13 protein-coding genes are annotated in these 26,304 nt (G+C 27.9%); 7 read left to right on the top strand and 6 right to left on the bottom strand.

All coding sequences use genetic code 11. The annotated features are described in order from the left end of the window. Window positions 1–1,715: 1,715 nt before the first annotated feature. On the bottom strand, window positions 1,716–2,450 hold the full coding sequence (locus ERUM_RS03465; protein WP_011155319.1) for a protocatechuate 3,4-dioxygenase: 735 nt from the start codon (window positions 2,448–2,450) through the stop codon (window positions 1,716–1,718). A 1,877-nt stretch (window positions 2,451–4,327) separates the two neighbouring features. On the opposite strand from ERUM_RS03465, the gene ERUM_RS03460 reads away from it, so the two are divergent. The 3 genes from ERUM_RS03460 to lipB all read left to right on the top strand — a co-directional run bounded on the left by ERUM_RS03460 (window position 4,328) and on the right by lipB (window position 7,686). Continuing rightward, complete coding sequence (locus ERUM_RS03460) at window positions 4,328–5,830, top strand: leucyl aminopeptidase (RefSeq protein ID WP_011155318.1); 1,503 nt, start codon at window positions 4,328–4,330, stop codon at window positions 5,828–5,830. 173 nt (window positions 5,831–6,003) lie between these two features. Beyond that, entirely contained in the window at window positions 6,004–6,636 is a 633-nt protein-coding gene (gene purN / locus ERUM_RS03455) for a phosphoribosylglycinamide formyltransferase (RefSeq protein WP_044148739.1), read from the top strand. 423 nt (window positions 6,637–7,059) lie between these two features. Beyond that, entirely contained in the window at window positions 7,060–7,686 is a 627-nt protein-coding gene (lipB, locus tag ERUM_RS03450) for a lipoyl(octanoyl) transferase LipB (RefSeq protein WP_011155316.1), read from the top strand. Window positions 7,687–8,844: 1,158 nt separating this feature from the next. Here the strand turns inward: lipB and ERUM_RS03445 are convergent. After that, window positions 8,845–10,194: a dihydroorotase gene (locus ERUM_RS03445; RefSeq protein WP_011155315.1), complete on the bottom strand. Its 1,350-nt coding sequence runs from the start codon at window positions 10,192–10,194 to the stop codon at window positions 8,845–8,847. Between the two features lie 1,132 nt (window positions 10,195–11,326). Further along, window positions 11,327–11,965: a phosphopantothenoylcysteine decarboxylase domain-containing protein gene (locus ERUM_RS03440; protein ID WP_011256139.1), complete on the bottom strand. Its 639-nt coding sequence runs from the start codon at window positions 11,963–11,965 to the stop codon at window positions 11,327–11,329. 227 nt (window positions 11,966–12,192) lie between these two features. Between ERUM_RS03440 and fumC the strand changes: the two genes are divergently transcribed. Next, window positions 12,193–13,578, top strand: coding sequence for a class II fumarate hydratase (fumC, locus tag ERUM_RS03435; RefSeq protein WP_011155314.1), 1,386 nt, complete (start codon window positions 12,193–12,195; stop codon window positions 13,576–13,578). Between the two features lie 112 nt (window positions 13,579–13,690). Further along, window positions 13,691–14,008 carry an adhesin EplA gene (eplA, locus tag ERUM_RS03430; protein ID WP_011155313.1) on the top strand — a complete coding sequence of 106 codons (318 nt, stop codon included), beginning with the start codon at window positions 13,691–13,693 and terminating at the stop codon, window positions 14,006–14,008. A gap of 2,487 nt (window positions 14,009–16,495) precedes the next feature. Here eplA and carB read toward each other — a convergent pair. Continuing rightward, window positions 16,496–19,723, bottom strand: coding sequence for a carbamoyl-phosphate synthase large subunit (gene carB / locus ERUM_RS03425; protein WP_011155312.1), 3,228 nt, complete (start codon window positions 19,721–19,723; stop codon window positions 16,496–16,498). 332 nt (window positions 19,724–20,055) lie between these two features. Between carB and ERUM_RS03420 the strand changes: the two genes are divergently transcribed. Continuing rightward, window positions 20,056–21,114: a hypothetical protein gene (locus tag ERUM_RS03420; protein WP_011155311.1), complete on the top strand. Its 1,059-nt coding sequence runs from the start codon at window positions 20,056–20,058 to the stop codon at window positions 21,112–21,114. A 595-nt stretch (window positions 21,115–21,709) separates the two neighbouring features. Here ERUM_RS03420 and folP (ERUM_RS03415) read toward each other — a convergent pair. Further along, a complete protein-coding gene (folP, locus tag ERUM_RS03415) occupies window positions 21,710–22,561 on the bottom strand; it encodes a dihydropteroate synthase (RefSeq protein ID WP_011155310.1) in 852 nt (283 codons plus the stop codon). Window positions 22,562–23,121: 560 nt separating this feature from the next. Continuing rightward, on the bottom strand, window positions 23,122–23,946 hold the full coding sequence (gene folP / locus ERUM_RS03410) for a dihydropteroate synthase (RefSeq protein WP_011155309.1): 825 nt from the start codon (window positions 23,944–23,946) through the stop codon (window positions 23,122–23,124). Between the two features lie 365 nt (window positions 23,947–24,311). On the opposite strand from folP (ERUM_RS03410), the gene ERUM_RS03405 reads away from it, so the two are divergent. After that, on the top strand, window positions 24,312–26,093 hold the full coding sequence (locus ERUM_RS03405; RefSeq protein ID WP_011155308.1) for a type I secretion system permease/ATPase: 1,782 nt from the start codon (window positions 24,312–24,314) through the stop codon (window positions 26,091–26,093). Window positions 26,094–26,304 lie beyond the last annotated feature (211 nt).

The following is a 26,304-nucleotide window of genomic DNA, read 5'->3' as shown; positions in this document are numbered from 1 at the left end:
AGCTTATATTTGTTTAGGTTCTTAAAAAAAATGTCTTTATTTGATTGTAATAATGAATAATTCGTAAACTTTATGTTAAATAATGCTTTTTATTTATATCAGGAATCAAGTAAAAAGTTTATATGCTTAGTTAGCTTTTATTGAAAGCAGCTTATATTTGTTTAGGTTCTTAAAAAATATCTTTATTTGATCATATAAGTGGATAGTTTGTTACCTTGGTTAACTAGTTATAGGAAATTGATGTGACTTTTATGTGTAATAAATCTTTTTTCATTTTTAAAGGTATAGGTATAAATTTTGTAATATTGAGTAGCTTGAATTAGCGAAAATGTTCTTAATTTATAAAATTAAGAAGGTATTATTACTTTTAATATTTGGTTATCATCAATTAAAAATTTTATTAAATATATCGAAATACGTAGCTATAGAGTTTTATATATAGGATACTAAGATGTATATATTATGTTACTAACTTTATATTGAAAAAATTTTCTATATTTTTATATTCTTAAGGTTAGTAGGAATATTAATAGTTAAGTTATCAGTGTGTTTAAAATAAAACAATAATGTTATTAATATTATGGTATTTCATTGTATAGGTATTATTTTAATTTAAGATTTTTTTGTGGTTATTATAAAGTGGTATTGGTTATAAGAAAAGCTGTTTTTTTCATCATGTTGAAGCTATTAAGGTTACTCTAGTGTTTTAGTTAGTATTATCTTGATATTATATTGGAGAGATTATAGATAATATTCTGATCAATAAACTTTGTAAGTGAACTTCTAAAGGTATATATAGGTTTTTTGTATAGCATATTAAATACTACTGCATAAAATCTTTGTCATTATTTTTATCAACTTTGGTCATCAAAATATTGTTTAATTTAAATTAACCTTAGATGTTTTTATATTATGTGAGTAACAAATTAATATTAGTAAGAAGGTAAACTGATATCGTTAAGTACAATAGATTAGTACTCTTAGATAATAAGGTGGTTTTACTAGAAGCTGATATGTAAGAATATATTATGTATAATTGAAATTTAACAAGATGTTTTGTAGTAATTTTCTACAATTTGATATTTTTATCACAATTTTTCTTTAGTATTGCTATTCATCTTACGTTAATAGAAAAGGTGGTGTGTATGTATCAATATTGCAGTAATTAGTACTATTGATTTTTTTGTATATTGTTAATAATATGCTAAAATTAGCATTTTTGATATTATAATATAGACTTAATGATAATCTAATTTTAATACTATTTGAGAAAAATATTATTATCAAATCATATTGTACTATTATTAAATTTGATAATATTGCTGTATACAGAAAAAGATATATGTGATGCTAAAAGTTCCACTGTATTAACTTATATGTATATGGTGTTTTTATATCATGATTATAAGTTGATGTGTTTTTAAGTTTGTATGTTAAGTGCTTATTTAAATAATCAGGTACATTAAGTGTTTGTAATGGTATATTATTTAGTATTTTTATTGTTCAAAGTATAAGGCTTTGTAATAATGTTTGTTCATAAAACAGTGTTTTGCTTGTATAGGTATGAGAATATAACAAGATATTATATTTACATGTATCAATAATTACTTTAGTAAGTAGATTATATAGGTAGTGAAGTATCAAGATACTTAAGTTTACCTTATTTTGCAGAGTACTATAAGTTACTATTGAATAATTCTATTAATGAGTAGTATTTACTTAAAAGATTGATGAGTATTTTTACTCCCAATTGTAATATTAAAGTGGTAAGTTTTTATTCCAAGGTGATTTATAGTATATTGAGCCGTTAGCAGGTTTTGTAATTTTATATCATTTATTTCTTTAAATTTTTCATCTTGATTATTGTCATATCCTGAGAAAAACATTGTTGTATTAAACTCAGGAAATTCTGAGTGTTGTAGCATAAAGTGTATGCGAGGAACTTTGTTTTTGTTATTAGTGCCAGGCATTATGGTAATAAAACTGTAATTTCCTAGATTATCAGTTACTGACTTTCCAGAACCAATAAACTGGTAATCATACATATCTAATTCTTCTGGGATTAATTCTGATCTATTATCATTATCATAAGGATTCTGTTGATATATTCCATGTGCATTAGTTTGCCAAATGAAAACATTAGCACCTGTAATAGGTATACAGTTTATATCAGTAACTCTACCAACAATATATATTAATTCTCCTTCAGCTGTTGCTGGACTGCTCATTTTGCGTCGTAAATTATTTGATAATGAGAACTTATTTGGTTTATTGTTGAGATCGTAAATTTCAGGAGTTTTTTTACAGTTAACTAACACAGGATCATCTGCTACTGCAATACTTGTGTATGTTATGCTTATGAATATGCAGAATAATAACTTTATTAAGTAATTCATTTTATTACCATAATCGGATCTTTGAGTTGTAGTAAATAATATTTCATGCTCCATTATATTTCAACTTAATTTGATGCAACGTTGTATTATACCTATAAGAGTGTATTATATATTTTTATTATATCAATAATAATTAGGTGATGATACTATAACTAATAACAGAAAGAGTTTGTAATTGTTTAATGGATACAGTGTTGAATCTCATAAATATTATTTATATTGTAGATAAATTATCAATTGAGTATGTCATTCAAAACTTATGCAGTAATTGGTAATTTATAAGCAAAAAAACTAGCTTTTTTAGAATTCAGATATTCATTGTATAAATATTATATATGTTAAATACATTATGATAATTTTGCTGTATTTGATATTTTAAACTCATTGTATAACTTAGCTTTTTGGTGTTTGTTCTATAGCTTTTATATAGTGTGTTGAGTATTTATTTATCTTGATAATAGGTAAAACTGTATCTTGTTTTTATATACTATAGAGAACCTGTATAAATTAGATACTAACATAGTTATCTGTCACTCATAATCAAGAATTACTGTTGAGTACTAATGTGGTTATATATGATCTTGGTATTAATATAATTCAAAAAGGAGGAGAATCTTTATAAGATAAAATTAGGTATGGGGGTGGGGAAGAAGTTTGTAAGAGGAAATTATGTAGTATGGTGTGTTAATTAAATCAATGATGAATATCATAAACGAACAACTATTGTCAAAAACATGAAAGTATTAGGTATTACATTGTGTACTTGCTTTAAACACTTTTCTACTGACATTTACATATATAAATAAAGTATCAATACTTATAAATACATTTTATGCTAAATGCTGTATTATGTTAGCCAAGACTGATGCTAATGTTTATAACATAGGTTATAATGATTAAAACAACATGTTAAGTTGTAAATAATGTATATATTAATAAAAAGATTGATCTAGGTGCATTAAGCATAAAAAGATATTGTTTTTGTATCAGGAACGGAATACCATGAATATTTTATAAGTTTAATGTGTGAGTTTGAAATAATACTTTTAGGTGTGACCTTATATAAGCTCTAAAGAATAATAGTACTAATTTTAATTTAAACTTTAGTTATAGAAGGATCAAAATATGATTCTTTATATTATGTCAGTTTGTTAAGATTCAAATGTTCTTATATCAATAAGATTATTTCTACTTTTTAGTTGTACTGCTAAATTTTGGTAAACAGTATTCAGTATACTAAATTTAATGAATTATTTTATTAGATAATGTAAGAGAAAAGATATAGTGGTTTAATTTATATATTTGGAAAATATGAAAGCGATAAATATGATAATATTTGTATACAGTTATTTTATTTAATTAGCTAATACATAAGAAATAGCTATCACTATGTTTCAAAAAGGTAATTGTGATAACTTAAGATTGTAGTTATTTTTATGATAAGTTAACTTGTGGCAAGATTGGAATTATAAGTTTTATAAAGACAATAAATTTGATCATATTGTAACAATTCCTGTACCTTTAGATGAACTGGTGGTTATTATCAAATGAATAATAGTAAGACTTAGTTTATCTCGATATGTTAATAGTGGTAGGGTTGTAAAAATTAGTTAGGTATGGTAATATATTTTGAAATTAGTCCGAAACTATTGGATAATACTGTTCCTCTAATTAATAAAGATCTGAAAAAGGTGCACTGTTATAATTATTGATTACGGTGTATTTTATATAGTTATTTAATTCTAAACATTGTGTAGAAACAATAGTGATTATGTGCATGTAAAAGACTATTGATTCTTTGTAATAAGCTGAAAGTTTATAGTATTTCGGGATCAAGGTTAGGTAATTAAGTGAGTTAAAATTTTCCTTGAAAAGCTTTGAAAAAAGACTAGAGTAAACATATAGTTGAATTATACCAATGAAGGGTAGTCATGATAAATGTATCATTTTTAGGTTTAATGTCTGGAATATCTGTATTATTAAAGACCACGGTAATAGTTGTAGGTATTTTTGAAGGAAGTAATCATTTAGAGGATAATGGTGCTTTAGAAGGTTATAATGATAAAATCATGGAAATAGTAAATGGTTATCAATCTTTTGATGGTAAGTTTGCTGAGGTATTACCTATTATTGGGTTAGAGAAAGATTTTCCTGTTGTGGTAGTTATTGGACTGGGTAAATCTGAGGATTTTGATGAAAATAAAGCTTTAAAAGTTGGTGGTGTAATATATTCTGAACTTAATAGAATGAAAATACCAGATGCATCAATTGTTATTAATACTGATAGTAATGTAAGTGCTAATATTGGTTATGGAGCACTTTTACGTAGTTTTAAATTTGATAAATATTTCGTAGAGAAAAAAGATAAAAATTCAGTTTATTTGAATAAGTTGGTTCTATTCTCAAAGAGTGAACCACAAGAGGTTACTGCTTTGTTTAATGATTTAAAAGCTGAAGGTGAGTCAATATTCTTAGCTCGTTCTTTTGTTTCAGAACCTCCGAATATTTTATATCCAGAAACATATGCTCAGATGATATATGAAGAATTAAGTAAGGTTGGTGTAACGGTTGAAGTCTTTGATGAAGATTACATGAAAGCAAATCAAATGATGGCACTTCTTGGAGTAGGTCAGGGTAGTGCTAAAAAATCTCGACTTGTAGTTATGAAATGGAATGGAGGTGATGAGTCAGAAAGTCCTATTGCGTTTGTTGGAAAAGGTGTAACTTTTGATACTGGTGGAATATCCTTAAAACCTTCAAAGGGTATGTGGGATATGAAATATGATATGGCAGGTTCTGCTTCTGTTGTTGGAATTATGCGTACTCTTGCTGCAAGGAAGGCAAAAGTTAATGCTGTTGGAGTAGTTGGATTAGTTGAAAATTCAGTGGATGGGAACGCACAAAGACCTAGTGATGTTGTTATTTCAATGTCTGGACAAACAATTGAGGTGTTAAATACTGATGCAGAGGGGAGGTTGGTTTTAGCTGATGCGTTATGGTATACTCAAGAGATGTTTACTCCTAAATTGATGGTGGATTTAGCAACATTAACTGGTGCAGTAGTGGTTGCTTTAGGTAATAATCAGTATGCTGGGCTTTTTTCAAATGATGATGCTATTGCAAATCAGTTGATTGTAGCTGGGAATGAATCTGGTGAGAAATTATGGCGGTTACCTTTAGATGAAGCATATGATAAACTTATAGATTCATCAATTGCTGATATGCAGAATATTTCAACAAAAGGATATGGGGCAGATAGTATTACTGCAGCACAGTTCTTACAAAGATTTGTTAATGGTGTTCCTTGGGTGCATTTGGATATTGCTGGTATGGCATGGGATTATGAAGGCACTGAGATATGTCCTAAGGGTGCAACTGGTTTTGGGGTAAGGCTATTAAATAGATTTGTATCAAAGTACTACGAGTCTCATTAGTTGTTGCTTCTTTATTTATAGTTTAAGTAAAGTAATGTATCTTGATTTATATGTTACTCAATTTAAGTTTATGTAGTAGGCTGATTTTTTGGTATTGTGATTGATTTATGAGTGTGCTATTGTGGTATAAATTTATATTTGTAGTTATATTTATATAGGTTCAGTTAATGACTATGAAACCACTTAGGTTAGGTATTTTAATTTCAGGTAGGGGTTCTAATATGCAGGCTCTGATTAATGCTTGTCAGCGAGATGATTTTCCTGCAAGTGTATCCTGTGTTATATCAAATAAATCAAATGCAAACGGTCTAATACTTGCTCAGCAAAGTAATATTAAAACTTTTATAGTACAAGGTCGTCCTCTAGATTTTGATGCTATTGATAATATACTTGAAGAACATGAGGTGGATTTAATCTGTCTTGCAGGATTTATGAGTATTGTTCCTGAAAAGTTTATTAATAAGTGGTTATATAAGGTTATTAATATACATCCTTCTCTCTTGCCATCATTTAAGGGTTTAAATGCACAAGCTCAAGCATTAAAGGCTGGAGTAAAGATTGCTGGATGTACAGTTCATTATGTATACCCAGAAGTTGATGGTGGACCTATTATTGTTCAGGCAGCAGTTCCAGTGTTTTCATCTGATAGTGTTGAGGATCTTGCTAATAGAATATTGAAGATGGAACATATTTGTTACCCTAAAGCTGTGGAACTAATTGCTTATAATCAGCTACAACTTAACGGTAGTTTAGCTTTATCAGCAAAAACACTACACATGTTTTATAATGATGAAGCTTTTGTATAGCTTATTTTTTTATGTATTGAGCCTTATTTTTGGATAAGTTGGTAAAACAATCTACTTTTCCTCGTTATAATACTGTAAACAACTATTTCTTTGCCTTTGTTTGGTGTTATTAATGTTAGTTATGTAGTAAGTAATGTTTAGTTGTAGCATTGTATTCTAAAACATTATTTCTTCTTATTATTTAAGAGTGTATTACTTGTATAGTATTGATAAGATATTCATTATGAAAATATATATTCTACATAATGAGAGTTAGTAAAATCATTTATAATGTAACTATTAAGGTTTATGGTAATATCATTAAATGTTATGATAGGCCTAGGCTTATCATATTTGTATTATCAAGTGATGATAGTTTTATATTTTAATAAATTTTGTATTGGTTTATTATAACGCTATACCATGAATGTTATTTGAAGTTATATGGAGTGGAAGATTGAATCCTTACCTGTACCTTATGATAAAGCTATGTGTTTTATGCAACAAAGGGTCGAGGGTATTGCTAATAAGACACAAGATGAACTAGTATGGTTACTTGAACATTTTCCGTTATATACGGCTGGTACTAGTGCAAGGAGTGAGGAATTACTAACCGATAGTTTGTTTCCTGTGTATTCTACAGGTAGAGGTGGTAAATACACTTATCATGGTCCTGGTCAAAGAATTGCTTATGTGATGATGGATTTAAAAGCAAGAGATAAATGTAATGTTAGGTTGTATGTTGAAACTTTGGGTGAGTGGATTGTTAAAACTTTAAAGCATTTTTCAATACGATCATATTTTAATCCTAATTTAATAGGGGTATGGGTTAACCATAATGGTAGTGAAAAAAAAATTGCTGCATTTGGCATTAGAATAAGAAAATGGATAACATATCATGGAGTTTCTATAAATGTTTTTACAGATCTTTCTCATTATTCAGGAATAATTCCATGTGGTATCAAAGAATATGGAATAACTTCACTTAAAACATTAGGAGTAAATATTCTTTATGAAGAATTTGATGTTGTGTTGAAGAAAGAATTTAATAAGGTTTTCTGTAATTGTTAATCTAATTTTATTATTAAATTACAATCTTATATTAGGATTGAAACGTGTGACAAGACTGGTACAGGTATTTTTAAGTATTTGTACTATTTGTGATAAGTGAGGTTATAGAAAAAACTCAAAAGAGTATATTTATGATAATACTAACTTGTTATATCAAATATAGATGATATTTATCATGTAAAACACAATGACAGTTTGTCCCACTAAAATCTGGAAATATGTAGTACTATGCTCTTCTATGTTATATTAATTATACAATATTTTTAGCATGTACAAATTTGTAGGAAAGATAAGAAAATGATAAAATATTAGGCTATAAGCTTAGATGTAAAAAAGTTAAAGACATTTTTTTTGGTGTTTTGACAATTCATTAAAAAAATCTAGAATAATAGGTTATTAAAAAAGTAGTGTTACTTAAATGATCAAATCTGTCGGAATTTTACTAATATGGTGTTTTAATGATATGCATTATTTGTAATATAAAGACGGTTTGTCCCACTAAAATCTGGAAATATGTAGTATTATGCTCTTCTATGTTATATTAATTATACAATATTTTTAGTATGTACAAATTTTTAGGAAAGATAAGAAAATGATAAAATATTAGACTATAAGCTTAGATGTAAAAAAGTTAAAGACATATTTTTTTGGTTTTTTGACAATTCATTAAAAAAATCTAGAATAATAGGTTATTAAAAAAGTAGTGTTACTTAAATGATCAAATCTGTCAGAATTTTACTAATATGGTGTTTTAATGATATGCATTATTTGTAATATAAAGACAGTTTATTCCAACTAAAATCTGTAAAGCTATGTTTTCTATTTTATATTAATTATAAAATATTTTTCAATGTGTGCAAATTTTTAAGAACTATAAGAAGCAATATACTTTTTAAATAATAGATAACTAAATAACAAAATATTTCTTAGATTATTGTAATAAAGCTATATTCTTTATTGTTGTATAAGTGGAAGATTTGTTTATTGGTATATTTTAGCGTATTTCAGTATTGTATAATAATTTTGTATTCTTCTATTTTATTGGAAATGTTTAATATTCTATTTTAGAGTATTCTTGTTACTATAGTTATATGGTGCAAAATTTTAATAATTTAGTAAATTACTTGACATAAAATTGTCTTATATATGTGTCTAAAACTATAAGGTCTTGTGATTTTCAAGCCTATAGGTAGTTTTTCCAGAAACTACTGTTCTTAATACTTTACCTTTTACTTTACGATTGTGAAAAGGAGAGTTTTTTGACTTACTTGCGAATTTTGATATATCAATAGTCCATTCATGATCAAGATCTAGTAGAATAAGATCTGCTGTGAATCCTTTTTTAATACGTCCTCTTGGTACTCTAATAATATCAGCTGGTTTATATGTCAATGTTGCAAGTAAATCTATTAATGGCATAGTACCATTGTGATATAATTCTAAGGAAATTGGTAGCATTGTTTCTAATCCAACTATTCCAAAAGCGGCTGTGTCTAAAGGTAATTCTTTAGATCCTAGATCATGCGGTGCATGATCTGTTGCTATGCAATCTATAATCCCGTTTTTTAATCCTTCTATCATACTAATACGATCACTCTCAGTACGTAGAGGAGGATTCATTTTTGCAAATGTACTATGCTGTATCACATCTTGTTCAGTTAAAGTAAGATGGTGAGGCGTTACTTCACATGTGACTTTTAAACCTTGATTTTTTGCTTGTTTTATTATATCTAACGAGCTTTTAGAGGAAATATGTAAAACATGATAATGTACATTTTTTAATGTGTTAAGTATAGCTATATCACGATTAACAATAATGGATTCTGAAATATCAGGCATGCCTTTTAATCCTAACTCATATGAAACCTTACCTTCATTTATACATCCATTATTTGATAAATTTAGGTCTTCAGCATGTTGAGCAATTACTGTATCTAACATACTTGAGTAGCTGAGTGCTTGTCTCATTATAAGGGAATTCATTACTGGCATACCATCGTCAGTGAACCCAACAGCTCCTGCTTCCTTTAGTAAGGCCATGTCGGATAGTGAGTTATCAGGTTTTGTTATAGAAGCATAAAATTCTATATTTACATAAGCAGTTTCTAATGCTCTCATTTTTATGTATTTTGCGATAATAACGCTGCTAATAGTAGGTATGGTATTGGGTTGACATACTACCGTAGTTATACCACCTGCAGCAGCTGATTTACTTCCTGTTTCAATAGTTTCTTTATGTTCTTGACCTGGCTCACGAAAATGTACATGAATATCAATTAAGCCAGGCATCAATATTTTATGTTTACAATCTACTACTTCGCATATTCCAGTAGGTATACCATCAGCAAATAAGTTTGGACCAAAATCTACTATCTTGTCTCCTTTAGTAAGAAGTGATCCTTTAATATCTAACCTGGATTCTGGGTCAATGATTCGTGCGTTAATGTATGCAACACTATAATCTTTATGTTGTCGATTTCCTAACAACTCCCAAAACTGCTGATACACTCTAAATGCCTAAAAAAATCCTAAAAATTAAGTAATCTGTACAAAATTTTATTACTAAGGTATCTATAAATGGTTAAATAGTCAACAAGTTTATGTTATGTATGATTTTGTGTTTGATTCATTAATACATGTGCTAGGTATTACTAGGATAGTTAATTTTGGTCAATAGAAGTTATCTTAGTATTCGTATAAGCTTTTTGCTGATTAGAGATAACTAACTATTAGAAAATAGGTTAAAATATGTAGTTACAATTTACAATATGTTTATAAGATACATTATATTTAATAGGTTAATATTCTTGATAATTCGTATTTATGTAATAGAAATTATTCTATAAGGTAAGTGAGATTATCTAATAAGTTTAATAGGAATGCAGGAGTTTTGTGTTTTTAGTTGAAATAATAAATAATTTATAATGCATGGTATGTAAACCTGTACATGTGATATATTGAGGGATGGTATGTAGTTTACATATTTTTTTAATAAGTGAATAGTTTGGTGTAGATTATTCTATAAGTATATATGATTTAGTTTTTACAAATATATGAGTATGTATCAATAATACTACTTGTTTTTTTTCAATATGCTTTTTTACTATTTTTAACTTTGTAATAACATTTATCAATTATTAAATACTATGTTTTAATTGAAAATATTTTATGATTAACAGGGTGTTGGAAATATGATTGCATCATTAATTATAGTAAGTAATGTTTATGTTATGAATTGTAAGTATTATTAAGTAAGTTATATTTGTATATCATTTAGTATATTAATTATTCAGTAATGTTATTTTTAATGCTGAAGATTTATGATTATTTGGTTAGATATCACTATAAACTTGAAAAGTATTTTTTGTTTATTGACTATCATGTAAATTTATTGCCTGGGATTTTATAATTCTTCAATTATTTATGGAATTTGTGATAGTTAAAAACATGTTATATAGGAGAAAGTAGTTCTTAATATTTCCATGTTTTAATGAGAATAAACTATATTTATATTATCAATAATAAATGTGTATGAAACATTTTTCATGCATTTAGTTATTACGTAGTAGTATCCTTGTAGATATGTTATTTAGGTTTTTCAATAAATTGTCATTATAGTTGAAAGGTATTTTGCTTAAATTTAATTATGATTATCTAAAAAACCTATAATCTTTTCTGTAATTAGTTTAGCAATGTCTTTTTTTGACATTATTGGAAATTTGTAATTCTTATCTTTTGTGATAATAGTAATTTGATTATTATCATTTCCCATGACTTCTTGATTATTGATGTTTATAGCATTTGCAATAATCCAATCACATTTTTTATTAAATAATTTCTTTAGTGAGTTCTCTACTATATTTTCTGATTCTAATGAAAATCCAATTACTAATTTAGGTCTCTTTTGATGAGTACTTATTTGATGTATAATGTCTGGATTATGTGTAACGTGAATGTTTGTAATTCTTTCCTTTTTAATTTTTGTGGGAGAGTATATAGGGCACCAATCAGTTACTGCTGCTGTAAAGATTGCTACATCTACTGGTAATGATTTTATACAAGCTTGAAGCATTTCATGTGCGGTGTTTACGTATATGATATTTTCTATATTATAACCTTTGATATGTACTGGTCCAGACACTAAGTTGACTTTCCAGCCAATTTTATTCATATGTTCTGCTATTGCATACCCTTGTTTACCAGAAGAATTGTTACTTATGTATCTTATAGGATCTATCTTTTCACATGTTGGTCCAGCTGTAATTAACACATTGATCATGTAAATATTGGGTAATATTTATTTTATGTCCTTATTGTAGTATAGAAATTGCAGAATATATAGTATGAAATTAAAATTATAGGTGAGAATAGGGTATAGATGATTATTTTATATTTATGGTATACCTATTTTTTTAATCTGTTTATTCAGATCAGCTATATAAGTAGACATGTTTGAGAAACTGAATTATAAACTTTTATGAATAGGAACTAAGATTAAGTAAAGTTATGAGAAAAGAAAAAGATAGTTTAGGAGAGGTGAATGTACCAGCATGTCACTATTGGGGAGCACAAACACAACGTTCTATTGATAATTTTAAAATTGGCTCAGAGAAAATGCCTAAACCTTTGATAAGAGCTATGGGGATTGTAAAATTAGCTGCAGCACGTGTTAATATGAAAAATGGTGATATAAATGAGGTGATAGGTAATGCAATTTGTAATGCTGCTGCTGAGGTTATAGATGGTAAGTTAGATAATGAATTTCCTCTGGTAGTATGGCAGACTGGTTCTGGTACTCAAACTAATATGAATGTTAATGAGGTTATAGCAAACCGTGCGATTGAAATTTTAGGTGGTGAAAAGGGTAGTAAAGTTCCAGTTCATCCAAATGATCATGTGAATTATTCTCAGTCTTCAAATGATACTTTTCCGACAGCAATGCATATTGCTACTGTTAGTGAAACTGAAAACTATTTATTACCGAGTCTTAAAAATTTATATGATGCATTACATAGTAAATCTATAGCATTTCAAAATATTGTCAAAGTGGGACGTACTCATCTTCAAGATGCAACTCCGCTAACTTTAGGGCAAGAGTTTTCTGGTTATGCATATCAAATTTTACAAGGCATTGGCAGAATCAAATCAGCATTAAGTAATTTGCTTGAGTTAGCACAGGGTGGTACTGCAGTAGGTACTGGTATTAATTCTAGGAAGCAGTTTGATGTTCATATTGCCAATGAAATAAAAAAAATTACAGGTTTTAATTTTGTTTCTTCTGTAAATAAGTTTGAAGCTTTGGCTACACATGATGCACTAGTTGAGTTTAGTGGTGCATTAAATGTACTTGCTGTTAGTTTGATGAAAATTGCTAATGATATTAGATTACTGAGCTCTGGTCCAAGGTGTGGTATAGGGGAAATTATATTACCTGCAAATGAGCCAGGATCATCTATCATGCCAGGGAAAGTTAATCCTACTCAATGTGAGGCGGTTACTATGGTATGTGCTCAAGTTATGGGTAATAATATGACTGTTAGTATTGCTGGATCAAATGGTCATTTTGAATTGAATACATTTAAACCTGTAATTATTTATAATATTTTACAATCTATTAGATTACTATCTGATGTTAGTGTTAATTTTGTACAGAAGTGTATATACGGAATAAGGGCTGATACAAAACGTATTGCATTTTTACTGAATCAGTCTCTAATGTTAGTAACAGCATTAAATAAATATATAGGTTATGATAATGCAGCTAAAATATCAAAAACTGCTTTTGAAGAAGGTATCACTTTAAAAGATGCTGCTATGAAGTTAAAGTTAATAAGTGAAGAAGAATTTGATAAAATTATAAATCCTGAAAATATGATATATCCTGATAATTAATGTATTATTGTGTGCTATTAAGATCGTATAAACTTCTTTTATGCAATAATATTGACATCTTCCATTATATGGTTATAATCAGTAGAATTATAGTATTTTGTGTAGTAGTTTTATGGCAGATGAAGATTACAAGGGTGTAATAAAGCAGTATATAGATACAGTAAAGGAAATAGTTGGGGACAGTAAAACCTTCGATCAGATGTTTGAGTCAGTTGTAAAAATTCAGGAAAGGGTTATGGCAGCAAGTGCTCAGAATGAGGCTAATGGAGCTTTAGTTGAAGGGGACTCCAAGATGAAACGTATAAGATCTGCTGATGATAGTATAGCTTATACTCAGAGTCAAGAATTGCTAGAAGAGCTAAAGGTACTTAAAAAGCGTATTGCAAGGTTAGAGCGTCATGTCTTTAAGTCTAATAAGACAGAGGCTTAAGTATTCTTTTGTTGTTTTTTAACTATTTGTAAATAATCTTGTGTTTATGTTGTTTACTGTAGTTCTTTTGACAATGGGCATTATTTGTGTTGTTGTGTACGTTTACAGGTCTATTTGTACACGATATGGTATTGGTTGATTATATATAGTATAAGTCTATCAAGGTACATTTCATTTGTTAAATTTGTTAGCCTATTGTTATTTCTTAGAGTTGTAGTTTCATACAATTGGGGTTGTTGTTTATTTAATATCTCATTGGTGATTTTTTATTTGAAAGCTTTTTTGGATCATGTAGCTATTGTATATAGCAGCTAAGTACTAATTTCACTCAGGTTATTTTGTATATTGTTAGTAATGTGTATAATAGTGTCAGATGATGAAATTTAGCAGATAATTCCTGAGATTTTACAGTTTATATGATAGTTATTGGAATAGTCCTAATTATTTCTACATATATTTGTTCCATCTTTTTTAGTGGTTTTTGGAAATTCTTTCTTATATCTATTAATAGGTAGTATTTTATACTAAATTGTCAGATGATAGTATTTATCTAATGCGTTCGTGATGGGTACTTTATCAGCACGATTATTGGTGATTGTAGTAGAGTGTTAAATTTTAGTACAATTTTTGTGTTATTTATTATTTTAAATAGATGCTGTGTTTTTTATCATTATCCATAAAAATATTAATTAATACATTATCAATTGGTTATTTGATAATCTATAAATTAGTACATATGTTAATCAGTATTAAATTATGTAAATTATGGTATTTTTATAGTATTCCATGAATATTCATTTGATATGTTTGTTTTGTTGATATTTTAGAATAATAGTTATTTATTGGACATGTTATTATATAGTTTAAAAATTGATTTTAATACCTAATCTATTTTGATAGTGAATACAATTTTACTTGTTTCTAGTGTATAATATCCCGTAAAAAGTATGTTATAATATTTTTTATGTTGTGACTTTATTTAAACATTTACTGAATTCATTACTTGAATAAATTGGAAAATGATAAGTTTAAATAAGAATATTTAAATATATTGATAATATTAGTGATTATTATTTAATGTGTAATGTAAAAGATAAGTTTGCTTGTAACATTACAATTAGATAGAAATAGGATAATATATGATATAGTAATATTAGTTTAGCAATTTTATTGTGTGTTATTAAATATAATTATAGATTTAATTAAGTTTTGTATATGTTAAAATACTAATTAACTTCTATATTTTATTCTGTATATATTAAAAATTGCTGTTAGTTTTATAAATTATTATTTATTGTATATTAGTGAGGTTGTTATTATTACATCAAAGTACTGAATATTAGTGTTACTATAATTAGATTTTAATTAAGCATGTTAATTTTATGATGTTTTATACTTTTTATTATGTATTATTACAGTTTGGTTTGTAGTATATTAATTATTGATTTTATAGTTTTTATTACTTAGTTTTTTGTAAATAAATTGTAAAATATTTTTCTATATGTTTGTAATTCTAAATCTATTGTTTATTTAAGTGTTATAATGATTTTAGGTTATAACATGAACTATTCTTAGTTATTGATGTTGTTCTAATTTTAAAATATATTTTACATTATTTTGAGTTACTATCAGATTATTCATTCTTGGGTATATTTATACTTATTTTACAGGGTTTAGTGTTCTATTATGCTATACTTATGTATATTATTGCCTATTCGGGTAATATATTGAATATCCTTAATTGTTTAGATAGAACTCCTGATTTTATACTTTTTTTTATATCTTTTTATAGTATATAGCAAATTAAACAGATTTTTCTGCTTGTAAAGATTAAGAACTTTTGTTTTCCTATAATGCTATGTATTCCTTGAATTTGTTAAGGATAGTATATTGAATATCCTTAATTGTTTAGATAGAACTCCTGATTTTATACTTTTTTTTATATCTTTTTATAGTATATAGCAAATTAAAGAGATTTTTCTATCTTGTAAAGATTGAGAAGATTTGTTTCCCTATAATGCTATGTATTCCTTGAATTTGTTAAGGATAGTATATTGAATATCCTTAATTGTTTAGATAGAGCTCCTGATTTTATACTTTTTTTTATATCTTTTTATAGTATATAGCAAATTAAACAGATTTTTCTATCTTGTAAAGATTGAGAAGATTTGTTTCCCTATAATGCTATGTATTCCTTGAATTTGTTAAGGATAATATATTGAATATCCTTAATTGTTTAGATAGAACTCCTGATTTTATACTTTTTTTTATATCTTTTTATAGTATATAGCAAATTAAACAGATTTTTCTAGCTTGTAAAGATTAAGAACTTTTGTTTCCCTATAATGCTATGTATTCCTTGAATTTGTGATGAGTCATATATTGAATATCTTTAGTTGTTTAGGATAGCATCCCTGATTTTATAAGTCTTATATTTTTATTAGTGTATAGCAATTAAACTTATTCCTCTATGCTTATGTGCTTTTTCTATTGTATTATGTATTCTTGCATAGGTATTACTTGAACTCCTTGCTTTTTTAAAGTTCTAATTGCTAATGCTATAGCTTTTGCTCCAGGTATTGTTGTACTGTATGGGATTTTTTTGATTAGTGCAGTTTTTCTTATACTGCTACTTTCTGAAAATGATTTAATTCCTTCAGATGTATTAATTACTAAGTTTATCTTTCCGTCTTGTAATAAGTCGAGTATATGTGGTCTACCTTCTCTTACTTTATTTACATGCTGTGTTATTATGCCAGCTTTATTCAAAAATATAGATGTACCTGTCGTGGAAAAAATTGTAAAACCAATATCTTTTAGTATTTTTGCTGTTTCAAGAATTAATGGCTTATCTGAATCTTTAACAGATATAAAAGCAGCTCCTTCTATTGGAAGTTCATACCCTGCGGCCATTTGTGCTTTTGCAAAAGCTATTTCAAATGACTGATCAATTCCCATCACTTCACCTGTGGATTTCATTTCAGGTCCTAGTAGCACATCTATGTTAGGAAACCTTGAAAAAGAAAAAACTGCTTCTTTAACAGCAACATGATTAAATTTTCTTTCAAGATTTTTAGGAAGTTTTTTTCCTAGTAATATTTCAGTAGCAATTTTTGCAATAGGAATACCTGTTGCCTTAGCAATGAAAGGTACAGTTCTACTAGCTCTAGGATTAACTTCTAGTATATAAATCTCATTGTTATGTATTGCATATTGTATGTTGATGAATCCTTGTACATTTAGTGCTAATGAAATCTTTTTTGTATAGTTTGCTATAGTGTCTATTGTTTCTTTTGTTAATGTATAAGCTGGTAAAGAACACGCTGAATCACCTGAATGTACGCCTGCTTCTTCTATATGTTCCATTATGCCAGCAATGTATGTATCTTTTCCATCGCAAATAGCATCTACATCAACTTCAACGGCATTTGTTAAAAATTGATCTAATAATAGGGAACCATGATCAAATATATTCTTATGTATTGTGAGGTAATTAAGTAAGGCATTATTATCGCGTATAATTGACATTGATTGTCCGCCTAGTACATAAGATGGTCTTACTAATATAGGAAAATCTAATGTTTCTATATTCTTAAGTAGTTCATCTTTGGAATTGTATGTAATATTAGGTGGTTGTTTTATATTTAATTGCATAAGTAATTGTTGAAATTTCATCCTATCTTCAGCTAAGTCAATAGAGTCAAAGGATGTTCCCAGTATTCTAATGTTTTTTTGATGTAACACTTTTGCAAGTTTTAAAGGAGTTTGTCCTCCAAACTGTACAATGACTCCTAATAAGGAGGACGTTTCTTGTTCTTTATATATGATATCTAAAACATGTTCTCTAGTGAGAGGGGAAAAGTATAGTTTACTTGAGGTATCATAATCAGTGGATACAGTTTCTGGATTACAGTTTATCATTATAGATTCATATCCCATATCCTTAATAGTATGTGCTGCATGTACGCATGTGTAGTCAAACTCTATACCTTGACCAATACGATTAGGACCACTTCCTAGTATTATAACTTTCTTATTATTTGTTATAAAAGATTCACATTCGGTTTTACTGAATGTATTTCCCTCATAACAGCTATACATATATGACGTACTAGTTTCAAATTCTCCGGCACATGTATCTATATGTTTGTATACAGGCTTTATACATAATGAGTTCCTGAAATGTTCTATGTATTCTACAGTATTATTACTTAAGTGTGCTAACCTTTCATCTGAGAATCCCATTTTTTTTAGAAGCAGTAACTTTTCTGCGTCTTTTGGTAACCCATATTTTTTTATATCTTGTTCGTGATGTATAATATTTTGAATTTGCATTAAAAACCATTTATCGTATCCTGTTATTTTATTTATTTCTTCTATACTTATATTACGTCTTAATGCATCTGCTATAATAAAGATTCTTTCAGGGGATAGCTTAACAAGAGCGTTGTAGATTTGATCTATTTCAACATTATCATCGAAAAATTCATTTAATCCACAGCATCCAATTTCTAGTGAACATAGTGCTTTTTGTAATGATTCAGGAAATGATCTACCAAGTGCCATTACTTCTCCTACAGATTTCATGCAAGTTGATAACTCTTTATCTGTTCCTCGAAATTTATCGAAATTAAATCTTGGGATTTTTGTGACTATATAATCTATACTTGGTTCAAAAGATGCAGGAATAGCTTGTGTACAATCATTTTGTATTTCATTTAAAGAATATCCTACAGCAAGCTTAGCAGCGATTTTAGCTATTGGGTACCCAGTTGCTTTTGATGCTAGTGCTGATGATCTAGAAACTCTTGGATTCATTTCTATAACGAGTATATCATTATTTTTTGGATTGACTGCAAACTGTACATTAGATCCACCTGTATCTACTCCTATTTCTCTGAGAATGGAAAAAGAAATATCACGCATTTTTTGATATTCTACGTCTCGTAAAGTTAGTGCTGGCGCTACTGTTATGCTATCACCTGTGTGTACTCCCATGGGGTCAAGATTCTCTATAGAACAGACAACAATACAATTATCTTTATTATCTCTCATTACTTCCATTTCGAATTCTTTCCATCCGATAATAGATTCATCTACTTGAACTTCTGATATTGGGGAGATATTTAGTCCATATTCTATATTTTTTTGAAATTCTTCTTTATTATATGATATACCTCCTCCTATACCACCTAGTGTAAATGATGGTCTAATGATTGCTGGTAGTCCTATATATTCTAGGGCATAGTTTATTTCATCTACACTTCTTATGATGATGCTTTTTGGATATTTAACTCCTATTCTATCCATTGCTTGACGAAATAGATTTCTGTCTTCTGCTTTTTTTATTGCTTCTTTTGTAGCTCCTATTAACTTGACGTTATATTGTTCCAATATTCCTGTATTGCAAAGACTTATTGCAGCATTCAAAGCAGTTTGTCCACCGACTGTTGGAAGTATAGCACTTGGTTTTTCTTTAATGATTATTTTTTCTAAAATATGTGTTGTAATTGGTTCAATATATGTAGAATCAGCTATTTCTGGATCAGTCATTATTGTTGCGGGATTAGAATTGATCAAGATTATCCTATAACCTTCTTTTTTTAATGTTTTGCAAGCTTGAGTACCTGAGTAATCAAACTCGCATCCTTGTCCTATGACTATTGGACCTGCTCCGATTACCAGTATTGATTCTATGTCTGTACGTTTTGGCATGATGTAATTAAAGAATTAAGCTTCTAGTAATATAAACTACTAGTATTGAATCTTCAAAATAAAAAAAATGAAAATTTTTTTTCAAGGTGTAGTGAATTTCCATTTATATTGTGAGTGATTGAAATATTACCGGTAGGTATTTGGTTCAGACTTTTTATTGTTAAATATATTTAACATAGTAGTTCATAAGTTATAACTAACTTATATAAGATAAGTAAGATTTGCTCATTTAGTATTCTAAAAAAACATATTATTTTACAATTTTAAGTTGTATAGTATAAAATTTATTATAATATTCTAGTTTAATAATAAAATATTAATGGAGAAATCAAGTGCATGCAGTGAAAGTAGGATTAAATAATTTAATTGAAAGTACTATGGAAATAGTTTCATATTTTTTTGCTAGACAAAAAAATGAAGAAATAAAAAAAGAATTACAGAATTTAGTTGATAGGATAAATGAACTTAAATATGAAATACCAAGATATCACGGTAGAGAAGCTAGAGGGCATTTTGTCAATTGTGAACAATCTGTTTTAATGGAAGCACTAATTAAAGAAGTACTTTTAAAAATATTTGATATTGATATGGGGAGTAAGAAACAACGTATATCTCAAAGTATTCTGGAAGAATATAGGCGGTGTGTCGGTAGTTTATTAGATAAAGTGATAAAATGTGAATCTAAGTATATCCAGGTAGGAATTGTAATACCAAGTTTTAAAGGGAATGAAAGGATCAAGCGTACTATGTGTAGATGTGTGAAAATTTCTTATATCTTGGATAGAAGTAAATTACTATCTGTTGAAGAATTTCGTACAATCTGTTCGGAATTAAGTTTGGATTCTTCTGCTTTAGAAACGTTGATGAGATTTTGCAGTACTGATCTTATATTAGGTATAGTAAATCTTAGATTTATACAACTTCTTGCATCTCGTGAGTTTTTTCCCCCTGAGAGTAATGATGTAACGATTAATATCTCAAGTAATTATGATAAACTAATAAATCATATAGTACTTTATTGCTATTCTCGATCTATTCATAAGTATTACACTAATAAAATGGTAAAAGGGTTGCCTTACTTATCTGTTACAAGTGAGCTTAAAATCAATTCAGTTATGCCTTTTGCGTTAATGTTTTTTTTAATGCAGGTAGTGTTTAGTATTTTTGGATCATTGTTTATTTTATTACATGTTAATAATATAATGAATGTCGTTGATATGAAAAACTTATCCATTGGTGTGTGTGTTGGATCTGCTATATTAGGTATTGTGTCTGTTACTTTGGTTTCTATAGGTTATAAAAAGCTTCATCAGGATAATGTTTCTTCTTTACATAGAAGTGAATTAAGTTTGGAGAGTTTTTATGTACCTGGTGAAAACATTGATTTGTAATGTTTTTATTCAGCATGATGATTTGTTTTATTAGAAGTTAACCTTTATTATTACATGATGATAAGCTTATAGTGTTATTAATAGTCCTTTTTAGTTAGTAATATTGTTGATTTATCTTTGTAAAATTTTATTGTAAATTGGTATGACTTCGTCGTATAACTGAGATATAATTTCAGAGGTATTTGTAAAATATAACTGAAATTTATTACTATGTGTATTTATACTAGAAAATCAGGGGAGAGATGATCAAGTAAAGTGAGCGTATATAAATTGTTATGTGAGTATTTTACATTACTAAAATACTGTTAATCTAGAATCCTAAATATAGTGTTAAGTAATATTAAGTACGGTATTATATACATATGAAGTAGCTTTCAAAAAAACACACCATTTAATAAGCTTGATATATTATCTGAAGTTTGCAGCAAATGAACACCAAAAATGAACACCCATAGCATTACCATACCTGAAGAGTGTTTATATATGGTTTATACACAATTTATTCAATAGTGTGAATATTATTCCAAATAGATATTTTTTTACTAAAGTAAAACTACTTTACATTTAATGAGTACTTTACTATATAGCAACTAATTTATAAAGAATCATATACATCTTTTAAGGTAATTTGAAACATAGTTTTTATAACTTTAAATGCTTTACTATGTATTTCAGCATTGTGTACTCTAAAAAAGTCTATATTTTTATAAAACAAAGCAGATGATGCTATTACTGTAGGGTTATCACGTATTTTATCTTCTGGATCAAATTGCATAAGACAAGATTTACGAGAATGGCCAAGACATATTGGATACTTTAGTTCCTTTAATTTATCTATATTTTTCATTATATATAATGATTGTGTTGCATTTTTCCCACATCCTATACCTGGGTCAACGATAATTCTATCTCTATTTATTCCTGCATTGATCAGCATTGTAGTTTTATCTTTAAGCCATTGCTTAATTTCAGTTATTGGGTTAACACCTTTTGGTATAAATTGACCCATTATTAACGGTACGCCTAGGTTATGTGAGATTATAATTTTTGCAGAACTATTTAATAATACTGGTATCATATTACTATCTGATATTCCAGTAGCATCATTAATGAAGTCTACATTTAAAGCCAATCCTTTTTCTGCAGTTTTTGCATTTCTAGTATCTAGACTAACTTTAACATTGCGGCTGTGAGCAAGTTCTACAATTTGTGGTAATATTGTTTTTAGTCTATTCCATTCTTCTTCTTGTGTAATTAGAGTTTCATCTCCTTGATATATATATCTTGGTTTTCCTGATTCTGCTCCAACATCTATAATATCTGCTCCACTATTGATTAAATGTTCTGTTTGTTTGATTGCTTTTTCTACAGTAAAAAACTGTCCTCCATCTGAAAATGAATCAGGGGTAAAGTTAAAACAACCTAGTATTTGTGTTTTGAATTTCATTGTAAGACTCCTATTATGAAGAATTAAAGTTTAGACTTAGGTTAAGATGATATTTACATAATCTCTACTATTATAAATAAATGCAATACTACCTTAATAATTGTGTCATATAATGAACTTACTGTCCTAATAAATAGGTTAAAATATGTAAGGTATGTGTCTGAGTAAATGCTATTTTGGTAAATACTCTTATAGCATTAAAGACTTGAACATATAGCCTCTAATATGAATTTAGTATATTTTTTAGGACATTAAACATTTCACTAATAATGTTGTTATATAATGAACTTATGATTCTAACAAGTAAAAATGTATAATATATATTTTAATAGGTTTTGTTCTAAATGAATATTGTTGTTATGTTAAAAAACTAGAAAACTTAATATATAAGATCAACTTCATGTATTTTTTTTGATATTATGTATCTTGCTAGTACTATTGTGATGTAATGGGTTAGTTATTTAAATAGTTCAAAGTATATAAATTGTGCTAAAAAAATATTGCTCTTACAAATGCTGTGATTATGTTAAAAGCTTAAATACATAGTTTCTAAGGTCTGCCTAATATATTTTTTTTAGAACATTAAATATTTCACTATGTAAATGAACATTATGTATTCTAATAAAATCTATACCTTTTTGGAGTAAAGATATTGATACTGCTAATGTAGCGTTGTCAAGAGTTTGATTATTTGATGTACATAGAGATAGACAAAATTTCCGTGAGTGACCAACATATATTGGATGGTTTAAAGTTTGTAATTTTGTGATGTTTTTAAGTATGTATAGTGATTGGGTGGCAGTTTTACTAAATCCTATACCTGGATCTATAATAATTCTATCTTTGCTAATGTTTGCATGTGTTAATTTTTTTATACATTTTTCTGCCCATAGGATAATTTCTTCTATCGGATTAGAATTTTCTGGAATTGTTTTTCCTTTTGTTAAAGGTATACCTAGATTATGAGTAATAATAATCTTAGTAAGACTGTTTTGTTGTAGTACATTAATCATATTATTATCTGATAGTGCACTTACATCATTAATATAGTCTATATTGAGTTCTAGTGCTTTTTCTGCAGTTTTTGCATTTCGAGTATCTATACTGACTTGTACATTCTTGCTATGAGCAAGTGTTATAACTTGTGGAAGTATTTGTTGTAATCTATACCATTCTTCAGCTTGAGATACGGTACAATGACCATGTTTATTATATAGGTATGTAGGTCTTGTTGATTCTGCTCCTACATCTATTATATCAGCTCCTCCACTGATTAAATATTCAGCTTGTTGTAGTGCTTTTTCTACAGTAAAAAATTTACCTGTATCGGAAAATGAGTCTGGGGTATAATTTAAAATCCCAACTAGTTTTGTATTAAAATTCATGTTAAAAATTGTGTTATCTAAAAAATAATGCTATTAGGATTAGTGATATAAATTGTAGTAGTATTCTAACCATCATAATTTTGTTTCTGTGTTTAATGTAGAATTCATTACCAATGGCCATTAGTATTACGCCAGATATTAATGATATTAACGTTAATGATGTGAAAATTAAAATTATTATTAACGATACTGCATTACTAAACATTTTCATATGCATATAAGAATACGCTGTACTATATCATATTGTATAACTTTGTCTCAATGAAAATTATTTATATGAAAATTTATAAAATATCTGTATTGTTTATTTAAGATAAAGGAAGTTTAAATTATGTATATAGTGAATTAATTGTTTAGAGGAATCCGTGGACGGTGTAAATTTTAACTTTCGGGCGATGAAAGAGCTAAAGAAAAGCGTTCTGTATACTAGCCTGGAGAAGTGTAAAAGTGTATTTTGGTTTATTTTTTGGTTTAGTTCTGCTATTAATCTGTTAATGTTATTTTTACCACTTTATACTTCTCAAGTTTTAGATAGAGTTCTTACAAGTGGTAGCGTTTCAACTCTTGTTATGCTAAGTGCTATTACAATTATAGCTTTTGCCTGTTCTGCAATATTAGAGATATGTAGATCTTTGGTTATGGCTAAAGTTGGAGATTGGATAGATAAAGTTGTTACTCCTGATCTTATTATGAAGTCAATTAGTCTCACTTCTATAAAATCGTCTACTTCAAGTGGTGAAGTAATTCGTGATTTAGGTGTTGTGAAAAGTTTTATTACTGGATTTGGTATATTTTCATTGTTTGATACACCTTGGGCAGTATTGTACTTAGTTACTATTTTTATGATACATAGTGTTACAGGATATATTGCTATAGTAGGTATAGTATTATTGACTGCTATGGGTGTGTGGAATGAATTAGCAACGAAAAAGATATTGCAGGAAGCTAGCGAAGAAGGGATACGTAATATTAATTCAATCGATGTTGCAACTCGTAATGCTGAAGTAGTGGAAGCTATGGGTATGGTTAATTATATTGTAGATGATTGGGCACAGAAAAATGATAAAAATAGGGCTATGCAAATTAAGGCACAGAATCGTTCTAATTTGATTTCTGGTATAACTAAGTTCATTAGATCAGTGTTACAAATAGCTGTGATAGGTATTGGTGCATTTCTTGCAGTACTTGGACATAAGACTGCAGGTGGAATTATTGCCTCATCAATTTTGATGGGTAGAGCATTAGCACCATTTGAGACATCAATTAATACATGGAAAATGTTGATATCGGCTCGTATATCTTATAAAAGATTACAAATGTTGCTTGTAGCATCTCCTAAAAGAGAGCAAACTATGTCTTTACCTATTCCTCAAGGTAAGGTAGTTTTTGATCGTGTGTTTTTTACTCCTTATGGTAGTAATAAGCCTACTATTAAAGGTATATCTTTTGCAGTAGAAGTTGGAGATGTTGTTGGTGTTATAGGACCTAGTGCATCTGGAAAATCTACTATAGCAAAACTATTAGTAGGTGTATGGAAACCAATAGCAGGAGTTGTAAGACTTGATGGAGCTGATGTTTATACGTGGAATAGAGAAGATTTTGGACGTTATATTGGTTACCTTCCGCAGGATGTTGAATTATTTAATGCTCCAGTAAATGTTAATATTGCAAGAATGATTCCAAATCCTGATCCAAGTAAGGTAATAAAAGCTGCGCAAATTGCTGGTGTACATGAATTAATTTTAAGTTTGCCTAATGGATATGATACTTTAATTGGTTCTAATGGTCTGGTTTTATCTGGAGGGCAAAAACAAATGATAGGGTTAGCAAGGGCGTTTTATGGTGATGTAAAACTTTTAGTACTTGATGAGCCAAATGCTAATCTAGATGGGAATTCAGAAGCAAGTTTAATAAATGCATTACTTTATGCGAAAAAAAGTGGTATTACCACTTTTATAATGACTCATAAGGTACAATTATTAAATGCTGTTGATAAAATACTAGTGATGACTGATGGTATGATTAGTGGTATTGGTCCTAGAGATGAGATTTTGAGTAAAATTGTTCCTAAATATAGTCCACAAAATACTCAGTCGCAGGGTCAAGCTAGACCATTACCTGATAATGTAGAGAATCCAAAAAACTAATAATTTTGTGAAGTTGTCAAAAGTCTATTAATTCAAGTTATGTAGCAAGTATATGATAGGTCAACCTTTGGGTGGTTTTCAGAGATAGGCAACTTATATAGAAATACATGCTAACAAGTATTAAATAATAAAAGGTTAGAAATGTTGTATTTATTTTTTTCTATAATATAAATATTGGGTTCCAAATGAAGTTATTGTAGATATGGTACAA

This window comes from Ehrlichia ruminantium str. Welgevonden, assembly GCF_000026005.1.
Taxonomy (GTDB): domain Bacteria; phylum Pseudomonadota; class Alphaproteobacteria; order Rickettsiales; family Anaplasmataceae; genus Ehrlichia; species Ehrlichia ruminantium.
Note: the sequence above shows the minus strand (reverse complement) of the source record. Positions and strands in the feature narration are given on the sequence as shown.

Excerpts from the sequence above, each read along its gene's own strand:
- purN (WP_044148739.1), top strand. The coding sequence starts at position 6,004 with ATGAAACCACTTAGGTTAGGTATTTTAATTTCAGGTAGGGGTTCTAAT.
- folP (WP_011155310.1), bottom strand. The coding sequence starts at position 22,561 with ATGAAATTCAAAACACAAATACTAGGTTGTTTTAACTTTACCCCTGAT.
- lipB (WP_011155316.1), top strand. The coding sequence starts at position 7,060 with ATGGAGTGGAAGATTGAATCCTTACCTGTACCTTATGATAAAGCTATG.
- ERUM_RS03465 (WP_011155319.1), bottom strand. The coding sequence starts at position 2,450 with ATGGAGCATGAAATATTATTTACTACAACTCAAAGATCCGATTATGGT.
- eplA (WP_011155313.1), top strand. The coding sequence starts at position 13,691 with ATGGCAGATGAAGATTACAAGGGTGTAATAAAGCAGTATATAGATACA.
- fumC (WP_011155314.1), top strand. The coding sequence starts at position 12,193 with ATGAGAAAAGAAAAAGATAGTTTAGGAGAGGTGAATGTACCAGCATGT.
- carB (WP_011155312.1), bottom strand. The coding sequence starts at position 19,723 with ATGCCAAAACGTACAGACATAGAATCAATACTGGTAATCGGAGCAGGT.
- ERUM_RS03460 (WP_011155318.1), top strand. The coding sequence starts at position 4,328 with ATGATAAATGTATCATTTTTAGGTTTAATGTCTGGAATATCTGTATTA.
- ERUM_RS03440 (WP_011256139.1), bottom strand. The coding sequence starts at position 11,965 with ATGATCAATGTGTTAATTACAGCTGGACCAACATGTGAAAAGATAGAT.
- folP (WP_011155309.1), bottom strand. The coding sequence starts at position 23,946 with ATGAATTTTAATACAAAACTAGTTGGGATTTTAAATTATACCCCAGAC.